14 protein-coding genes and 1 riboswitch are annotated in these 15,623 nt (G+C 59.3%); of the genes, 4 read left to right on the forward strand and 10 right to left on the reverse strand.

Annotated features, from left to right (window positions below; genetic code table 11):
* Positions 1-43: 43 nt before the first annotated feature.
* The 4 genes from MHM86_RS11165 to pncA form a co-directional block, all read right to left on the reverse strand.
* Entirely contained in the window at positions 44-1,129 is a 1,086-nt protein-coding gene (locus MHM86_RS11165) for a helix-turn-helix domain-containing protein (RefSeq protein WP_239199318.1), read from the reverse strand.
* Positions 1,130-1,381: 252 nt separating this feature from the next.
* The gene (locus MHM86_RS11170; protein ID WP_239199321.1) at positions 1,382-2,065 is read right to left on the reverse strand and encodes an NnrU family protein; all 684 of its coding nucleotides are present in this window, start codon (positions 2,063-2,065) and stop codon (positions 1,382-1,384) included.
* A gap of 2 nt (positions 2,066-2,067) precedes the next feature.
* Complete coding sequence (gene pncB / locus MHM86_RS11175; protein WP_239199324.1) at positions 2,068-3,360, reverse strand: nicotinate phosphoribosyltransferase; 1,293 nt, start codon at positions 3,358-3,360, stop codon at positions 2,068-2,070.
* Positions 3,361-3,539: 179 nt separating this feature from the next.
* Positions 3,540-4,136 (reverse strand): bifunctional nicotinamidase/pyrazinamidase, encoded by a 597-nt coding sequence (gene pncA / locus MHM86_RS11180; protein ID WP_239199327.1) that lies wholly within the window; start codon positions 4,134-4,136, stop codon positions 3,540-3,542.
* A 117-nt stretch (positions 4,137-4,253) separates the two neighbouring features.
* Here pncA and MHM86_RS11185 point away from each other — a divergent pair, with 117 nt between their 5' ends.
* A complete protein-coding gene (locus tag MHM86_RS11185) occupies positions 4,254-5,477 on the forward strand; it encodes an Hsp70 family protein (RefSeq protein WP_239199330.1) in 1,224 nt (407 codons plus the stop codon).
* Between the two features lie 54 nt (positions 5,478-5,531).
* The gene (locus MHM86_RS11190; RefSeq protein WP_239199333.1) at positions 5,532-6,446 is read left to right on the forward strand and encodes a rhodanese-related sulfurtransferase; all 915 of its coding nucleotides are present in this window, start codon (positions 5,532-5,534) and stop codon (positions 6,444-6,446) included.
* Positions 6,447-6,695: 249 nt separating this feature from the next.
* On the opposite strand, the gene MHM86_RS11195 is transcribed toward MHM86_RS11190, so the two are convergent.
* From MHM86_RS11195 to MHM86_RS11210, 4 genes are all read right to left on the reverse strand, one after another.
* Positions 6,696-7,874 carry an acetyl-CoA C-acyltransferase family protein gene (locus MHM86_RS11195; protein ID WP_239199336.1) on the reverse strand — a complete coding sequence of 393 codons (1,179 nt, stop codon included), beginning with the start codon at positions 7,872-7,874 and terminating at the stop codon, positions 6,696-6,698.
* Between the two features lie 104 nt (positions 7,875-7,978).
* Complete coding sequence (locus tag MHM86_RS11200) at positions 7,979-8,725, reverse strand: metallophosphoesterase family protein (protein ID WP_239199339.1); 747 nt, start codon at positions 8,723-8,725, stop codon at positions 7,979-7,981.
* A gap of 154 nt (positions 8,726-8,879) precedes the next feature.
* On the reverse strand, positions 8,880-10,475 hold the full coding sequence (gene serA, locus MHM86_RS11205) for a phosphoglycerate dehydrogenase (protein ID WP_239199342.1): 1,596 nt from the start codon (positions 10,473-10,475) through the stop codon (positions 8,880-8,882).
* Positions 10,476-10,561: 86 nt separating this feature from the next.
* Entirely contained in the window at positions 10,562-11,710 is a 1,149-nt protein-coding gene (locus tag MHM86_RS11210) for a phosphoserine transaminase (protein WP_239199345.1), read from the reverse strand.
* 240 nt (positions 11,711-11,950) lie between these two features.
* Between MHM86_RS11210 and serB the strand changes: the two genes are divergently transcribed.
* Together serB and MHM86_RS11220 are read left to right on the forward strand one after the other, a co-directional pair.
* On the forward strand, positions 11,951-12,826 hold the full coding sequence (serB, locus tag MHM86_RS11215) for a phosphoserine phosphatase SerB (protein ID WP_239199348.1): 876 nt from the start codon (positions 11,951-11,953) through the stop codon (positions 12,824-12,826).
* Positions 12,827-12,843: 17 nt separating this feature from the next.
* Positions 12,844-13,605 carry a TSUP family transporter gene (locus MHM86_RS11220; protein WP_239199351.1) on the forward strand — a complete coding sequence of 254 codons (762 nt, stop codon included), beginning with the start codon at positions 12,844-12,846 and terminating at the stop codon, positions 13,603-13,605.
* A 20-nt stretch (positions 13,606-13,625) separates the two neighbouring features.
* Here MHM86_RS11220 and MHM86_RS11225 read toward each other — a convergent pair whose 3' ends face one another.
* Both MHM86_RS11225 and MHM86_RS11230 read right to left on the reverse strand, forming a co-directional pair.
* On the reverse strand, positions 13,626-14,846 hold the full coding sequence (locus MHM86_RS11225) for an MFS transporter (protein ID WP_239199354.1): 1,221 nt from the start codon (positions 14,844-14,846) through the stop codon (positions 13,626-13,628).
* 86 nt (positions 14,847-14,932) lie between these two features.
* Positions 14,933-15,367, reverse strand: coding sequence for a 6,7-dimethyl-8-ribityllumazine synthase (locus MHM86_RS11230; RefSeq protein WP_239199357.1), 435 nt, complete (start codon positions 15,365-15,367; stop codon positions 14,933-14,935).
* An 88-nt stretch (positions 15,368-15,455) separates the two neighbouring features.
* Positions 15,456-15,609, reverse strand: a riboswitch (FMN riboswitch).
* Positions 15,610-15,623: the final 14 nt, after the last annotated feature.

Raw genomic sequence — 15,623 nt, forward strand, 5'->3', positions numbered from 1 at the left:
TGAACAAAAAACCTGTGGAAGCCTTGCATCACGCATCATTTCTCTACCCGCCCACATGGCTGATCAGTTCCCCGAATAGGCTGTTGATGACAGCGCCCTGACGCGCTTCTGATCGCGCCATACCGATGAACGCTCCGGCGGCGTCCCGAACGCGATAGCCGTCAGCGCGTTCAGAGTTGCGATCAGCGATCATGAGGCAGAGTGCTGTTCGCTCCGGCCCTAAAGCGTCACAATGACGCTGCCATACGCCCGTCTTGATCCCGAGCTGACCAGCCCTTTCCCGCACCGCCATCTGGATCGTTTGCCAACTGAGCTGGCCACGGTTGTCTAGCGCGTTCCAGTACAGCTCGATAATCTCTCGCAGTGGCGCGCTCGCTAGCAGCGCCACTTGGGCAGGCGTTGTGCGGACCGGCTGCGTGGTAGGCCGTTTTTCAGCGGTACAAGTTTTATTGATATTTTCTTTACTTGTATTGAGTGCGGGTGAAATGTCGCACTGGTGGGACTTTTCACCCCTACTGATCTCCGCAGAAAAATCCTCCCAGACCGCTTCGAGCGCTTCCGCCACCTGCCTGAGACGCTCGAAATTGTGGATCGTAGACGGCCGTCGATTGGGCAAGATGCCTTCGGCAGCTTCCATCGCCTCCTCGCTGCCGAGCCTTCGAATGTCTCCGAACAGTTTCTTGATTTGGATGCGCAACCGATCAAATTCAGTCTCTTCGAATATGGCCGTTTTTGCTGCTACTTGGATTTCGACCGCTTTGGTGATCAATGGGCCGAGATTGATCCCGAACTCATGACGGATTTCCCCATCTCTGCGGGTTCCTCCACGTCGGCTGTGGTCGGCGGCGGTCTTCGCCAAGAAGCCGCGCTCACAAAGTGACGCTTCGATACGGGCAATCTGACGAGGGTCCAGTTTCGCACGCGTTGCAATCTTGGTGACAGAAGTCCAAAAGCTGCAAATCCGGCCAGCGCTGAAATCCTCTTCCATTGTGTTTGTGAAGGCGACCTTCAGATAGGCGATTGCGCCCTTACTCAGGCCGAGCTGGGATCGAGCGGTTTCGATCAGCCCAAAGAATTGCCAACGCGTCATTCCATCCGGCAAACCGCCATGTGTGAGGTACTGTGTCATGACCACACCTCCGGTCCGGAGCTTGCGGGATTCTGGGGTTTCTGGTAGTCAGGGAGGGCAATGAACTTTTGTTTGTCGTCGGACAGGGCTGCAACCCTTCCGGCGACTTTCTTTTTGGCTGTCCAGTTCTCAAAAAAGTTGGAACTGCACCTTGTAAGCCATTGATTCCCTATGACGGTGCTATTTGGACCTTTTAGCGGTAAGCTGTTGAAACTTCTTGGTTCACCCCGTTCTGCCGGGGTCGCCAGCAGTTCAGCCAATAGGATAAGCGCCCAGCACTGGACCGTGGCTGTGCAGCAATCCCATGTAAAGCCCCAATGTCAGCATCAGGCGCTGGGTCAGGTCTGCCCATGAGGATGGTATATGCAGCAGCGGGGCGTTTTGCATTGCGGTCAGCTGCGCTTGCCAATTCGGATCCTCGCGCTTGTTGCGGCGGTCGATCAGGCGCATGCCGAGGAGGGCGAAGAGGGTGAAGATCCCAAACAGTAGCGCATGTGCCAGCTGACCATTCGGTACCGTATGGGCCGCAGACCACAGGGCCAGCGCGGCCAGAACCGGATGGCGGGTCAGGCGGATGATACCGGCGCGGGTGGGGTCGAAACGGTCATTGTGCCGCCCGCCGAAGGAAAACGGATTGGGGCGTGCAATGCCGAAACACAAGATCATGCAGACCGGCGCCATTACGATGAGCGGCACCAGATTTTGCCATGGCGCCCAGTGCCATAACTCCACCACCGGTGCACGGCCTGCCGCCATCAGCAGCCAGTAGAGGGCAATAAGCGATAGCAGTCCGTAGCCGATGCCAAAATTGCGTTTGCCAAATCGGCCCAGTAGCGCAGTTTTTACAGCCGGGCGTGTGGGAAGGTTATGGGCGACAAAGAAGAGGATGAAGGCTGCAATATATTCTGCCCAGCCAATCATCATGTCGCTGACCATCTTCAGACCACCACATCCATCGCATGTTGTTGGCCGATGTCGAAGACGCGCTTGTAGCGTTCGATCTCTGCCTCTGGTCCCATTGCTTTGTTGGGGTTATCCGACAGTTTAACCGTCGGATGACCGTCTGCCGCAACGGCCTTGCAGACCAATGAGAAAGGTGAGAGCGCATCGCCGGGCGTCAACCCGCGGAAATCGTTGGTCAACAGTGTGCCCCAGCCAAACGAAGGCCGAACGCGACCGGCGAACTGGCGATGCAGCGTCTCGATTTTGTCCACGTCCAGCCCGTCAGAGAAGATGACCATCTTCTGCGTCGGCTCCTCACCGCGCGATTTCCACCAGTTGATTGCTGTTTCTGCACCCGCAGCGGGATCACCGCTGTCGATGCGGATGCCGGTCCAGCCCGCCAGCCAATCGGGAGCGTGTTGCAGGAACCCTTCGGTGCCGTATGTATCGGGCAGGATGATGCGCAGGTTTCCATCGTGCTCTTCCTGCCAGTCGGCCAGTACCTTGTAGGGCGACTGTCTCAGGGCGCTGTCATCCTCGGCCAATGCGGCATAGACCATTGGCAATTCATGGGCGTTTGTACCGATCGCTTCCAGATCGCGGTTTTTGGCGATCAGGCAGTTGGAGGTGCCGACGAAGTCATCGCCCAAGCCCTCGGTCATGGCCTGCACGCACCAATCCTGCCACAAGAAGGAATGGCGACGACGAGTACCGAAGTCCGCGATACGCAGCCCGTCCACCTGACGCAGGCGTTCGATCTTTTCCCACAGTTTGGTCATGCCGCGCGCATAAAGCACCTGGAGTTCAAACCGGCCCATATCCTTCAGCACAGCGCGCGACCGCAGTTCCATCAGGACGGACAGCGCGGGGATTTCCCACAGCATCACCTCTGGCCACCTGCCTTCAAAGGTGAGCTCATACTGGCCATCACGCTTTTCCAGTTGATAGTCAGGCAGGCGCAGCTGTTCAAACCACTCCATAAAATCGGGGCGGAACATTTGGCGCTTGCCGTAAAACGTGTTGCCGCGCAGCCAGGTGCTTTCGCCGCGGGTCAGTGACAGGGATCTGATGTGATCCAATTGTTCGCGCAGCTCGCCTTCATCAATCAACTCGGCCAGGCGGATATCGCTGGAGCGGTTGATAAGGCTGAACTGCACCCGCGTGTTGCGCTGGTTGCGAAACACTGATTGGCACATCAGCAGCTTGTAGAAATCCGTATCAATGAGGGAGCGCACAATGGGGTCAATCTTCCATTTGTGGTTCCAGACGCGGGCGGCGATATCGACCATGGTCTTATCCTTCGGTCTTGTCCTCGGGTGGCGATCTGATGTCGATCTGCCGTTTCAACACTCTGGCGCAAGGCGGGCGGTGGTCGCGGTCAACCTCTGCTTGAGGGGGTAGGTTTAGTGTGTCCTACGGTGCATTACCAGTGGTCGGGGGCAGAAATTGCCCCGACCTCAGCTGCGCTTCAGGTCAATGTTACGCCCGCGGCCTGCATGCCTGCCTGCGCAGCGGCCAATGAGCCGTCGAAATCAATCGCGCGGCAGAGCTGCTGCTGCACGGTCACATTGAACCCCAGCTTGGCCGCATCTGTGGCTGAGAAGTTGACGCAGAAATCCGTCGCCAGACCGACCATCACCAGATCGGTGATGCCACGGGTGCGCAGGTATCCCTCCAGTCCCGTTGGCGTGGTCTGGTCGTTTTCAAAGAACGCCGAATAGCTGTCGATCGCAGGATTATAGCCCTTGCGGATGATCAGGTCGGCGCGCGTGGTGTTCAGGCCCGCGTGAAACGCTGCACCCTCGCTGCCCTGAACGCAGTGGTCGGGCCACAGAACCTGCGGGCCGTAGGGCATGTCGATCATTTCCATCGGGGTTTTGCCAGCGTGGCTGGACGCGAAGGAGGAGTGGCCCGCCGGATGCCAGTCTTGCGTCAGGATCACCGTTTGAAACTGATCCATCAGTGCATTAATGCCGGGGACGATCAGGTTGCCCTCTGGTACCGCTAGGGCGCCACCGGGGCAGAAATCGTTTTGCACGTCGATCACGATCAGGGCTTGGGTCATCGGAAACTCCTTTGTTGAGGATGTTTTGCCCTTTTTTTTAGCAATCCTCAATTGCAACGCGCGTCGCTGCGGCGTATTTCTGCGCCCTTTCGTAAGAGGGATGGAAAGGGCAGCGCGATGACGGTTCTGGGCATTGATTTTGGCACCTCCAATACTGCGGCGGCTGTGGCGGTGAACGGGCGGCCTTTCGTGATCCCGCTGGAGGCGGGTGAGCAGACTTTGCCAACAGCCGTGTTCCTAGATTTTGCCAACCGCCGCACGCTTTACGGTCGTCCCGCCGCCCGCGCGATGATGGAGGGCGAGGAGGGCCGGTTCCTACGTGCCCTGAAATCCGTGCTGGGCACCCCGCTGGCGCAGGAGAAACGCCAGTTCATGAACGAAAAACTTTCGTTGATCGAGGTGGTCGCGCGGTTTCTGGAAGAGCTTCGCAAACGGGCTGAGGCGGCGATTTATCAGGATGTGACCGGCGTACTGTCTGGCCGTCCGGTGCGGTTCCATTCCGCAGATGAGACACGCAACGCGCAGGCGGCGGCTGATCTGGAACAAGCCTACCGCATGGCGGGGTTCAAAACCGTTGATTTCCTGCCCGAACCTGAAGCGGCAGCGCTGGCTTCAGGCGGGCAGGGTCGTAGCCTGATTGTGGATATTGGCGGTGGTACATCTGATTTCACCCTGTGTGATCGAGATGGTGATGGCTTTCGTGTGCTGGCATCTCAAGGTATCCGGCTGGGCGGCACCGATTTTGATAAGGCGTTGAGCCTTGGCCACGTGATGCCTCTGCTGGGGTATGGGGCTGAGATAGGCAATGAAATGGGCCCCGGCAGCCACCGCGCGCCGCGGGCGCTTTTTCAGGATCTGGCCAGTTGGGAAAAGATCTCCTTTGTCTACGGCCCCGCGCTATTGCGCGACGTGCGCCGCTGGGAACGGCTAGCCCATGATCCGCAGTTGTTTTCCCGTTTGGGCGAGGTGTTGGAAATGCACCTAGGCCATGACGTCGCCTACGCGGTGGAGGCAGGCAAGATCCGCGCAAATGGCGAGGGTGAGGGTCTCATCCGCCTTGATCCGGTGGAAAAAGGTCTCAGCGTGAACCTGATGCGCGACCTGATGCAGGCGGAGCTATCGGGCTACGCCGGTCAGATCGCGGCCTGTGCATCTGACACGCTGGCGCAGGCGGGAGTTGCGCCTCACAGCGTGGACCGGATTGTTTACGTGGGCGGATCCTCCCTTCTTGGGGTTGTGCAGCATCGGATGGAGGCGTTGTTGCCCGATGCGCGGCCCGAAACATCAGAGGTGTTTACCGCCGTTGTGGATGGTCTGGCACTGGCGGCGGCGGGACGCTGAACGACATCCGTCAGGGGTCTTGTTTCATTAGGATGAAAGGCGTATCCCCGCCGCATGTATATCGTTTGCGCCCTCTACCACTTCACCCGATTCTCTGACCCAGCAGCACTGAAGCCTGCGCTGCTGGAACTGGCTCTTGAGAAAGGTGTCACTGGCTCTTTGCTGCTGGCACGCGAAGGCATCAATGGTACCATTGCCGGATCGCGTGATGGCATCGATGCGGTGCTGGCGCATGTGCGCGCGCTGCCGGGCTGTGCGGATCTGGAGTGGAAGGAAAGCACCGCGAAGGACGCGCCGTTCCCCCGTATGAAGGTCAAGCTGAAGAAAGAGATCGTCACTATGGGCCAGCCGGATGTCGATCCGTTGGCCAAGGTCGGCCATTATGTGGATCCGCAGGATTGGAACGATCTGATCCGCGCAGACGATGTGGCGGTGATCGACACCCGCAATGATTATGAGGTTGCGATTGGCACCTTTGAGGGGGCGGTGGATCCTGAAACTGATACTTTTCGCGATTTCCCTGCGTGGTGGGAAGCGAACAAAGAGCGGTTTCACAACAAGCGTATCGCGATGTTCTGTACTGGTGGCATTCGCTGCGAGAAATCGACCAACTATCTGATGTCGCAGGGGGTCGAGGACGTTTATCACCTGAAGGGTGGCATTCTGAAGTACCTCGAAGAAGTGCCGCAGCAAGACAGCAGCTGGGAAGGCGAGTGTTTCGTCTTTGACGCCCGCGTGTCGGTTGGTCATGGGCTGGCCGAAGGGCCGCATGTGTTGTGCCACGCCTGCCGTCGCCCGATCCTGCCAGAGGATCTGGAGCGGCCAGAGTATGAAGACGGCGTCACCTGCCATCTGTGCATTGATGAGAAGTCAGAGACGGACAAAGCCCGTTTCCGCGAGCGTCAGAAACAGATTGAGCTGGCGAAGAAACGTGGCGAAACCCACATGGGCGGATCGCGCGGGGTTTAACCCGTTCTCAATGAAATGATCTGCGCGGGACAAGGCCTTTAGGCCGCCGCGCATCGACGACGCGCGCCCACGCGGCGGCGATTTCGCTGATCTTGGCGGGATGCAAATAGGGCGGACGGAATTTGCAGGGATAAAGTGGCCAATACAGCGGTGGGATCGCCACCGCGCGCGCCGTCGATACGTTCCGCTCTCGGCAAAGAAAAGGGCCGCCGCAGCAGCCCTATCCTAATTCTGTGATGCAATCAGACCTTACAGGCGCTCGATCGCGATGGCGATGCCCTGACCGCCGCCGATGCACATGGTGATCAGCGCTTTGGAACCGCCAACACGCTCCAGCTCGTGCAGGGCTTTCACGGTGATGATAGCACCGGTTGCGCCCACTGGGTGACCCAGCGCGATGGCGCCGCCGTTCGGGTTTACTTTGGCCGTGTCCAGACCCAGACCGTTGTTCACGGCGATGGCCTGTGATGCGAAGGCTTCGTTGCTTTCGATCACGTCGAAGTCGCTGACTGACAGGCCGGTTTTCGCCAGCAGGTTTTCAACCGCAGGCACTGGACCGATGCCCATAACTTCGGGACGAACGCCAGCGTGGGCGTAACCCAGAATGCGGGCTTTCGGTTTCAGGCCGGCTTGTTCTGCGGCTTCGGCGCGGGCCAGAACCAGTGCGGCGGCACCGTCGTTCAGACCTGAAGCGTTACCTGCAGTGACGCGGCCGTCTTTTTTGAACGCGGGGCGCAGACCGGCCAGTACTTCGGCGGTTGTGTCCCCTTTGACGTGCTCGTCGGTGGCGAAGGAGGCCATCTTGCGGCGTTGCTTGACCTCAACGGGTACGATCTGGCCGCTGAAGTGACCTGCTTCGATCGCGGCTGCAGCACGCTTTTGGCTTTCCAGAGCAAAGGTGTCCATTTGATCACGGGTTACGGTGTGCTCATCCGCAACGTTTTCAGCAGTCACACCCATGTGGCCTGTGCCAAACGGGCAGTTCAGGGCACCTAGCATCATATCGATGGTGCGTGCGTCGCCCATTTTCGACCCCCAGCGGTGGTCAGGCAGGATGTAGGGCGCGCGGCTCATGCTTTCGGCGCCACCGGCAACGGCGAAGTCTGCATCGCCCAGCAGCAGGGTTTGGGTTGCCGAAACGATGGCCTGCGCGCCGGAACCACACAGACGGTTCACGTTGTAGGCCGGGGTGGTTTCGGGAATGCCCGCGTCCATGCCGGCCACTCGGGCCAGATACATGTCGCGCGGTTCGGTGTTCAGCACGTGGCCGAAGACAACGTGGCCGATTTGGCCACCTTCGACGCCCGCACGCTTCATCGCTTCTCGGGTCACGGTTGCCCCCAGATCAATGGGTGCGGTGCCAGCGAGCGAGCCGCCAAAGGTGCCGATTGCAGTGCGAACACCGTCAAGGATTACGATATCAGACATGAGAAGCCTCCCAAATAAAACTGGCCGCAACCTAGCCCATTTGCGCAACATTGATACGGCGACGTTCCGTCATAAAGCTAAGGGGGCGGCAGGCCCTGCCCCTACTACCAAACGTCTTCGGGCAGCGGCTCCAGTCGCTGACGACCGAAGGGGCCAAGTTCAAAGACTTTACCACCCTCAAATGCCGCAGCGGTGATCGGGCGCTCAAAGCCTGCGCCGGAATCCAGATTGACCCGATTGCCGCAATGTTCGGCCCGCATGATCGCGGTGTGTCCATGTACCACCAGCCACGGATGCGCTGCGGTGTGGTCCAGAAATTCGTGACGAATCCAGCAGAAGTCTTCTGGATCTTGTAGTTCCAGCGCAATGCCGGGGCGTAGGCCCGCGTGCACAAACAGCATGTCATCAGACAAGTGATAGAGCGGTAGGTTGCGCAGGAATGTCAGGTGGCGATAGGGCACGTGTTCCAATGCCGCGGCCTGCAGATCCTGTGGGTCCTCAAGGGTTACATCGACACCGTAGGAGTGCAGCGTCGCCCGCCCGCCGATGTGGTTGTCGACAAAGGATCTGCCCAGACGTGTGCGCGGGTGAAACACCTCGCCGTTTTCCAGAAAGGCCTGAAACATCGCATCGTGATTGCCTTTCAGCACCACCCAGTTGCGTCCCTCATGGATGCCGGTTTCCAGACGTTCGATCACGCCACGACTGTTTGGCCCGCGATCTACCAGATCACCAAGAAAGACCACCTTAGCCTCTGTGCCACCGTCACGTTCGATCAGGGATAGCGCATGCTCCAGCTGATCCAAATGGCCGTGAATATCGCCGATTGCATAAACCGGTGCGGTGTTCATCTGTCCCCCTTGCGCGGAAATCCGCGCGTTGTCTGAAGGACCTAACGGCATTTTTTCAGAAGGGTAAAGGCGAACTCCGCGCAGAACACCTGTTTTTTAACGCAAAAGCGCGGCCCCGAGGGGCCGCGCTAATATCGTTTGCCAAATCGTCAGATCAGTGGACGTCAAATTCCATCGGTTTGATCTGTTTGAACAGTCCGGTGTTGGACAGTTGCGCCAGCACCTGCGCATTGACCGGACCGTCGACGTACAGCAGCGCGATCGCTTCACCACCTGCAGCCGCACGGCCAAGGGTAAAGTTCGCGATGTTCACGCCAGCTTCACCCAGCACACCGCCGAGGGTACCGATGATGCCCGGCACGTCTTCGTTGGTGGTGTAGAGCATATGTTCGCCCACTTCGGCGTCGATGTTGATGCCTTTGATCTGGATAAAGCGTGGCTTGCCATCGCTGAATACGGTGCCGCCTATGGAACGTTCGCGTTCGTCGGTGACGATGGTCACTTTGATATAGCCATCAAAGGCGCCCGATTTGTCCTGATTGGTGGTCGATATTTTGATGCCACGATCTTTGGCCACAACGGGGGCCGACACCATGTTTACGTCGGGATTCACCTTTTTCATGATACCCGCCACTACAGCGCAGTTCAGCGCCGGCAGGTTCATGTCAGAGACAACGCCGTCATAAAGAATGTTTATCGCTTTGATCGGCTCGTCGGTCAGCTGGCCGATGAAACCACCCAAGTGACCGGCCAGTTTGACCCACGGCCCCATGACCTTGGCCTCTTCGGCGGTCATCGACGGCATGTTCAGCGCGTTTTCAACGGCACCGTCCAGCAGGTAGTTCGACATCTGATCGGCCACTTGCAGCGCCACGTTTTCCTGTGCCTCTGTGGTCGATGCGCCAAGGTGCGGGGTGCAGACTACGTTGGGCAGGTTGAACAGAACGTTCTCTTTCGCAGGCTCAACGGCAAACACGTCAAAGGCCGCGCCAGCCACATGGCCGGATTTTAGAAGATCGGCCAGCGCTTCTTCATCCACCAGGCCGCCGCGGGCACAGTTGATGATGCGCACGCCCTTTTTGGTCTTTGCCAGGTTTTCGCGGCTGAGGATGTTTTTGGTCTGCTCGGTGAAGGGCACGTGTAGGGTGATGAAATCGGCGCGGCTCAGCAGTTCGTCCAGTTCCACCTTTTCAACTTGCATTGCCTTTGCCTTTTCCTCGCTGAGGAAAGGATCGTAGGCGACCACTTTCATCTTCAGCCCGCGGGCACGGTCGCAGACGATGCCACCGATATTGCCTGCGCCAATGACGCCAAGGGTTTTGTTGGTCAGTTCAACACCCATAAACTTTGACTTTTCCCACTTGCCTGCATGGGTGGAGGCGCTGGCCTCCGGCAGTTGGCGGGCGACGGCGAACATCATCGCGATGGCGTGTTCAGCGGTAGTGATCATGTTGCCGAAAGGCGTGTTCATCACGATCACCCCTTTTTTTGACGCGGCATCCTTGTCGACGTTGTCGGTGCCGATACCAGCGCGGCCAACAACCTTGAGGTTGGTCGCGGCTTCCAGAATTGTCGGTGTCACCTTGGTGGCCGACCGGATGGCAAGGCCGTCATATTGGCCGATGATTTCGGCCAGTTTTTCTTTGTCCTTGCCCACGTCGGGCAGGAAATCCACGTCGATGCCGCGATCACGGAAGATCTGCACAGCGGTTTCGCTCAGTTTGTCGGATACGAGTACTTTGGGAGCCATTTTGAAGCGTCCTTTATGTCGGGTGGCCAAGTAGGGCCATGAATTGAGAAGAGGCGCGGCTCGGCCTGTGGCCGAGCTTAAATATGTTAGCCTTGTGCGGCGATCTCGGCCTCAAAGGCCCATTCCAGCCACGGCAGCATGGCTGCCACATCGGCGGTTTCCACCGTGCCACCACACCAGATCCGCAGACCGGCAGGCGCGTCACGATAGGCACCGATGTCCAGCGCGATGTTTTCTGCCTCCAGCCGTTTGGCAACGGCTTTGGCGAATATTGCACCGTCCTGAATGCGCTCATCGGTAAACTTCAGGCAGACAGAGGTGTTGGAACGGGTCGCCGCATCTTCGGCCAGATTGGCCAGCCACGGTTTCGCGTCGCAGAAATCAAACACCGCCTGCGCGTTGGCATCCGCACGGGCGATCAATCCTTGCAGGCCACCAACAGTACGGGCCCAGTCCAGTGCCAGCAGGTAATCCTCAACCGCCAGCATCGACGGCGTGTTGATGGTGGCACCGGTGAAAATACCGTCGATCAGCTTGCCACCCTTGGTCAGGCGGAAGATTTTCGGCAGCGGCCACGGCGGCGTGTAGCTTTCCAGACGTTCGACAGCGCGCGGGCTAAGGATCAGCATGCCATGCGCCGCCTCGCCGCCCAGCACCTTCTGCCAGCTGAAGGTGGTCACATCCAGCTTGTCCCACGGCAGGTCCATCGCAAAGGCGGCGCTGGTCGCGTCACAGATCGTCAGACCGTCGCGGTCATCGGCAATCCAGTCAGCATCGGGCACCCGCACACCGGCGGTGGTGCCGTTCCATGTGAAAACGACATCGTTGTTCTTGGTGTCCACGGTGGCCAGATCAACGATTTCGCCATAGTCGGCGGTCTTGACCTCGGCCTCAATCTTCAACTGCTTGACCACATCGGTGACCCAGCCAGCGCCAAAGGATTCCCATGCCAGCATTTCGACCTTGCGGGCGCCTAGCATTGACCACAGGGCCATTTCAACCGCACCGGTGTCGGATGCGGGAACAATGCCGATCTTGTAATCAGCGGGGATGACCAGAACCTCGCGGGTGCCTTCGATCGCGGCCTTCAGCTTGTCCTTGCCAATAGCGGCACGGTGGCTGCGGCCTAGAGCGGCATCCGCCAGTTTGGTCACATCAAATGTAGGGGGTTTGGCACAGGGGCCCGAAGAAAAACGCGGATTGGCCGGCCGCGTGGCCGGAGCGTGAGTAGCCATAAATGCTATCCTTCCAGATATATGCCTCTCGTTGGGGAGAGGTGTCCCACAGACTGGGATAGAGGGCGATTTTCGCCAGTGCAAGCGGAAAAATATCCTAAATGCGGCGCTTTGGCGCTTCCGTGCGACGCATGTGTTGCCTATTGGAAACTTCGGTTTCATCTGTGGAACCACGTGACCTGAGACTGGAAATCGCGCCACACATCCGCTAAGCGGCCTTAACAGACAGGAGTTTTGACCATGTTCATCGCCACCCTTTTGACCAACCCCGCGCGGGTGAAACTGGACCGCGCACTGGTGGAAAACCTGCGCAATGCTTGGGGTGGTGGCGATGCTGTATGGCTGTCGGCGGATGAAGCGGCAGAGTTCACATTGGAAACAAAACCGGGGAATCAGTGGGACGTTTGGGCCGATCTGCAAACCCTTGGCATTGATCTGATCGTGCAGCCGCTGGAGGGGCGCCGAAAGAAGATGCTGCTGGCCGATATGGACAGTACGATGATCCAGCAGGAGTGCATTGACGAACTGGCGGCAGAGGCCGGGATTGGCGAACGCGTCGCCGAAATCACCGCCCGCGCGATGAATGGCGAATTGGATTTTGAAGGCGCGCTGTTGGAGCGCGTTGGTCTGCTGAAAGGGCTGCCAGAAGCGATTATCGACAAGGTGCTGGCGGAACGCATCACCTATATGCCGGGCGGCAAGGCTTTGCTGGCAACGATGAAGGCCAACGAGGGTTATGCCGCGCTGGTGTCGGGGGGCTTCACCGCCTTTACCGCCAAGGTCGCGGCAGAGTTGGGGTTCGATGAAAACCACGCCAATACGCTGATTGTCGAGGATGGCGCGCTGAACGGCGACGTGGGCCGCCCGATCCTCGGTAAACAGGCCAAGGTGGATCAGCTGGAATGCATCAGTGCCAAGCTGGGCATTGATGAGGATGAGGTGATCGCCGTGGGGGATGGGGCCAATGATCTGGGAATGCTGACCCGCGCAGGCAGTGGTGTGGCACTGCACGCCAAACCCTCTGTCGCGGCGGAGTGTGACATTCGCATCAATCATGGTGATTTGACCGCGCTGTTGTTCATTCAGGGCTATGCCCGCGCCGATTTTGCACTCTGAGCCTCTGACGCATCATGATGATTGATCTCAGTACAGAGTTGCTGGCGCTGCTGCTGGCAGCGGCTTTTGCCGCGGGTTTTATTGACGCGATTGCCGGAGGTGGCGGGTTAATCACCGTGCCGGTTCTGATGCTGTCCGGCGTGCCGCCGGTGCAGGCGCTGGCCACAAACAAGGTGCAGGGCATCTTTGGCGCAGGCACCGCCGCCTTTGCCTATGCGCGCAACGGTCAAGTGGATCTGCGGGTACAGGCGCCAGTGGCGGTGATCGCCTTTGGCGCGGCGGTTTGCGGGGCGCTGTTGGTGACCATCCTGCCGACCGATTGGATACGCGCGGTGTTGCCGGTGCTGCTGATCGGCATCGCACTGTTTTTTGCGCTGCGCCCGGGGTTAAGCGACACGGATCGTCCTCGCCGTCTGTCACCGCTGCTGTTTCACGCCACCGCTGTGCCGCTGGTGGCGGGCTACGATGGCTTGCTGGGGCCTGGCGCGGGCAGTTTTTACATGCTGGCCTTTGTGATGCTGGGCGGTTTTGGCATTCTGAAGGCCACGGCGCACACGAAACTGCTGAACTTTGCATCGAACGCGGGCGGGCTGGCGGCCTTTGCCGTGGTGGCGCAGCCGCTCTGGGCGTTGGGTCTTGCGATGGGGGCGATGCAGATCATCGGCGCACGTCTAGGTGCGGGCATGGCGATGAAACAGGGCGCACGTGTGATCAAGCCGCTATTGGTCCTCACCTCCCTCAGCCTTGCGCTGAAATTGCTGTGGGATTTGAGTATGTAAGGAAGGTTGCAGAGGGCTGCTTACTCTTCCAGTCGCAGGCGTAACAGGGCGTAAACCAGCAGTAGGGCGCAGCAGGCAGCGGCCAACAGGAAGGGCGCGCGCAGGGCCATCTCGCGCCCCAAATCAGGTTCCAGTAGACGCACGGTTGCCCCACCCGCCAAGGCACCCAGCGGCATCGAACCCCAGCCAAAGAAGCGATAGATGCTATTCACCCGCCCCAACAGTTGTGGCGGGATGCGGCGTTGCCGCCAGCTGACGGTAATCACATTCCACAACATTGCCGCGGCCAGCACAATAAACAGCGCGGTGGCCATCACCACTGGATGGGTGCTGAGGCCCACAGTTGCATAGCCCACCGCCCAGGCTGCGATGGCGAGGTAGAGGCAGGGATGCAGCCCCAATCGGCGGATTGCCAGTGGGGCAAGTAGGCTGCCAGTGACGGCGCCCAAGGCCTCAACCGACAATACGGTGCCGTATCCGGCAGGGCTGAGGCCCAGCACATCCTGCGCAAAGAGGATCTGCACGGTGATCACTGCGGTGGCGAGGAAATTAGAAATGCCCAAGACAATCGCCAGCCGCAGTAACATTCGGTCATTGCGCATAAAGGCGACGCCTTCTTTCAGCGCCTGCCAGAACGGTTGGATCACCGGCGTATCCGGGGTGTAGCGGATCAGCCAGATACAGCCCGCCGCCAGCACCAGCGCCGCCAGATCGACGCCGAAGGGCAGGGCAATCCCTGCCGCGATCAACAGACCCGCAAGGGGTGGCCCGATGAATTGACCGGCGAGTTGCTCAGCACTCCACATTTGGCCATTGGCCTGTTCCAGATCCTCCTTTGGTACGAGGGCAGGCAGGATGGTTTGGGCCGCGTTGTCGCGCAGCACCTCTGCCGCGCCGAGGAGGAAGGCAAGACCAGTCAGCAGCCAGATCGCCCCGCTAGACGGCGCGCTGAGCGCTAGTATCAGGATTGCGCCAACGATGGCGGCCCGCAGCATATCTGCCTGTGCAATCAACCGGCGTTGGTCGCTGCGGTCCACAATCACACCTGCGGGTACCGATATCAGTAACCATGGCAGACGCCCAGCGGCTGCAACCGCTGCAATCGCAACCGGATCGCGGGTCATCAGCGATGCCAGCCACGGCAGCGCCAGCGCGACCATACCGTCGCCAAGGTTGGTCAGCGCCCCTGCGGTAAACAGCAGACGATAATTGCGATTGCGGAGGATTAGTGTGCGAGTCATGCCCGCGAGTGTGTTGAAACTATCTAGGGGTTTCAAGGCTGTGATCCGGCACCACGTCGGTTTGTGGTGCCGGAAGCACAGGGCGTTTAACCCGCCAGTTTGGCGCGGGTTTCACCGATCATCAGCGCGGCACGGGCTGCTTCGCGGCCCTTTTCGACGAAGTGTTGGCGATAGATAGCGATGTGGTGGGCGCTTTCCTGAAAATGGTGCGGGGTGAGGGAGACGGACAGGACCGGCACGCCGGTATCCATCCCTGCGCGCATCAGCCCGTCAACCACAGCCTGTGCTACGAAGTCATGCCGGTAGATGCCGCCATCCACCACCAGTGCAGCGGCTGCCACGGCAGCGTAACGGCCGGTTGCGGCCAGATCGCGTGCCAGCAGCGGCATTTCAAAGGCGCCGGGAACATCATAGACGTCAATCTGTTCGGCGGGGATCAGCTCACAGAAGCCGGTCAGCGCCTGATCGACGATATCGGCGTGCCAGTTGGCCTTGATAAAAGCGTAGCGGGTGGATGTCATGTCATAGTCCTTTCCTGTTTCGACACATCCCCCCAAGGCGTTTGTCACGAACAGAAAAGGCACCGCGCCTGTGGGCGAGGTTCCTGACTGTCGCTCTCTTCCATCCGGACTATGACCGTCGGCTCTGGAGTTGCACCAGATCTGCTGACCCACCTGCATGTTGAAGATGGCGCTCGCGGGCTTCGGGGCGCGTGCGCTCCGTTACCGCCGGTGGGGAATTTCACCCCGCCCTGAGAACGCAGGCAACCTGTCAGAG

Source organism: Thalassobius sp. Cn5-15 (assembly GCF_022347685.1).
GTDB lineage: Bacteria > Pseudomonadota > Alphaproteobacteria > Rhodobacterales > Rhodobacteraceae > Thalassobius.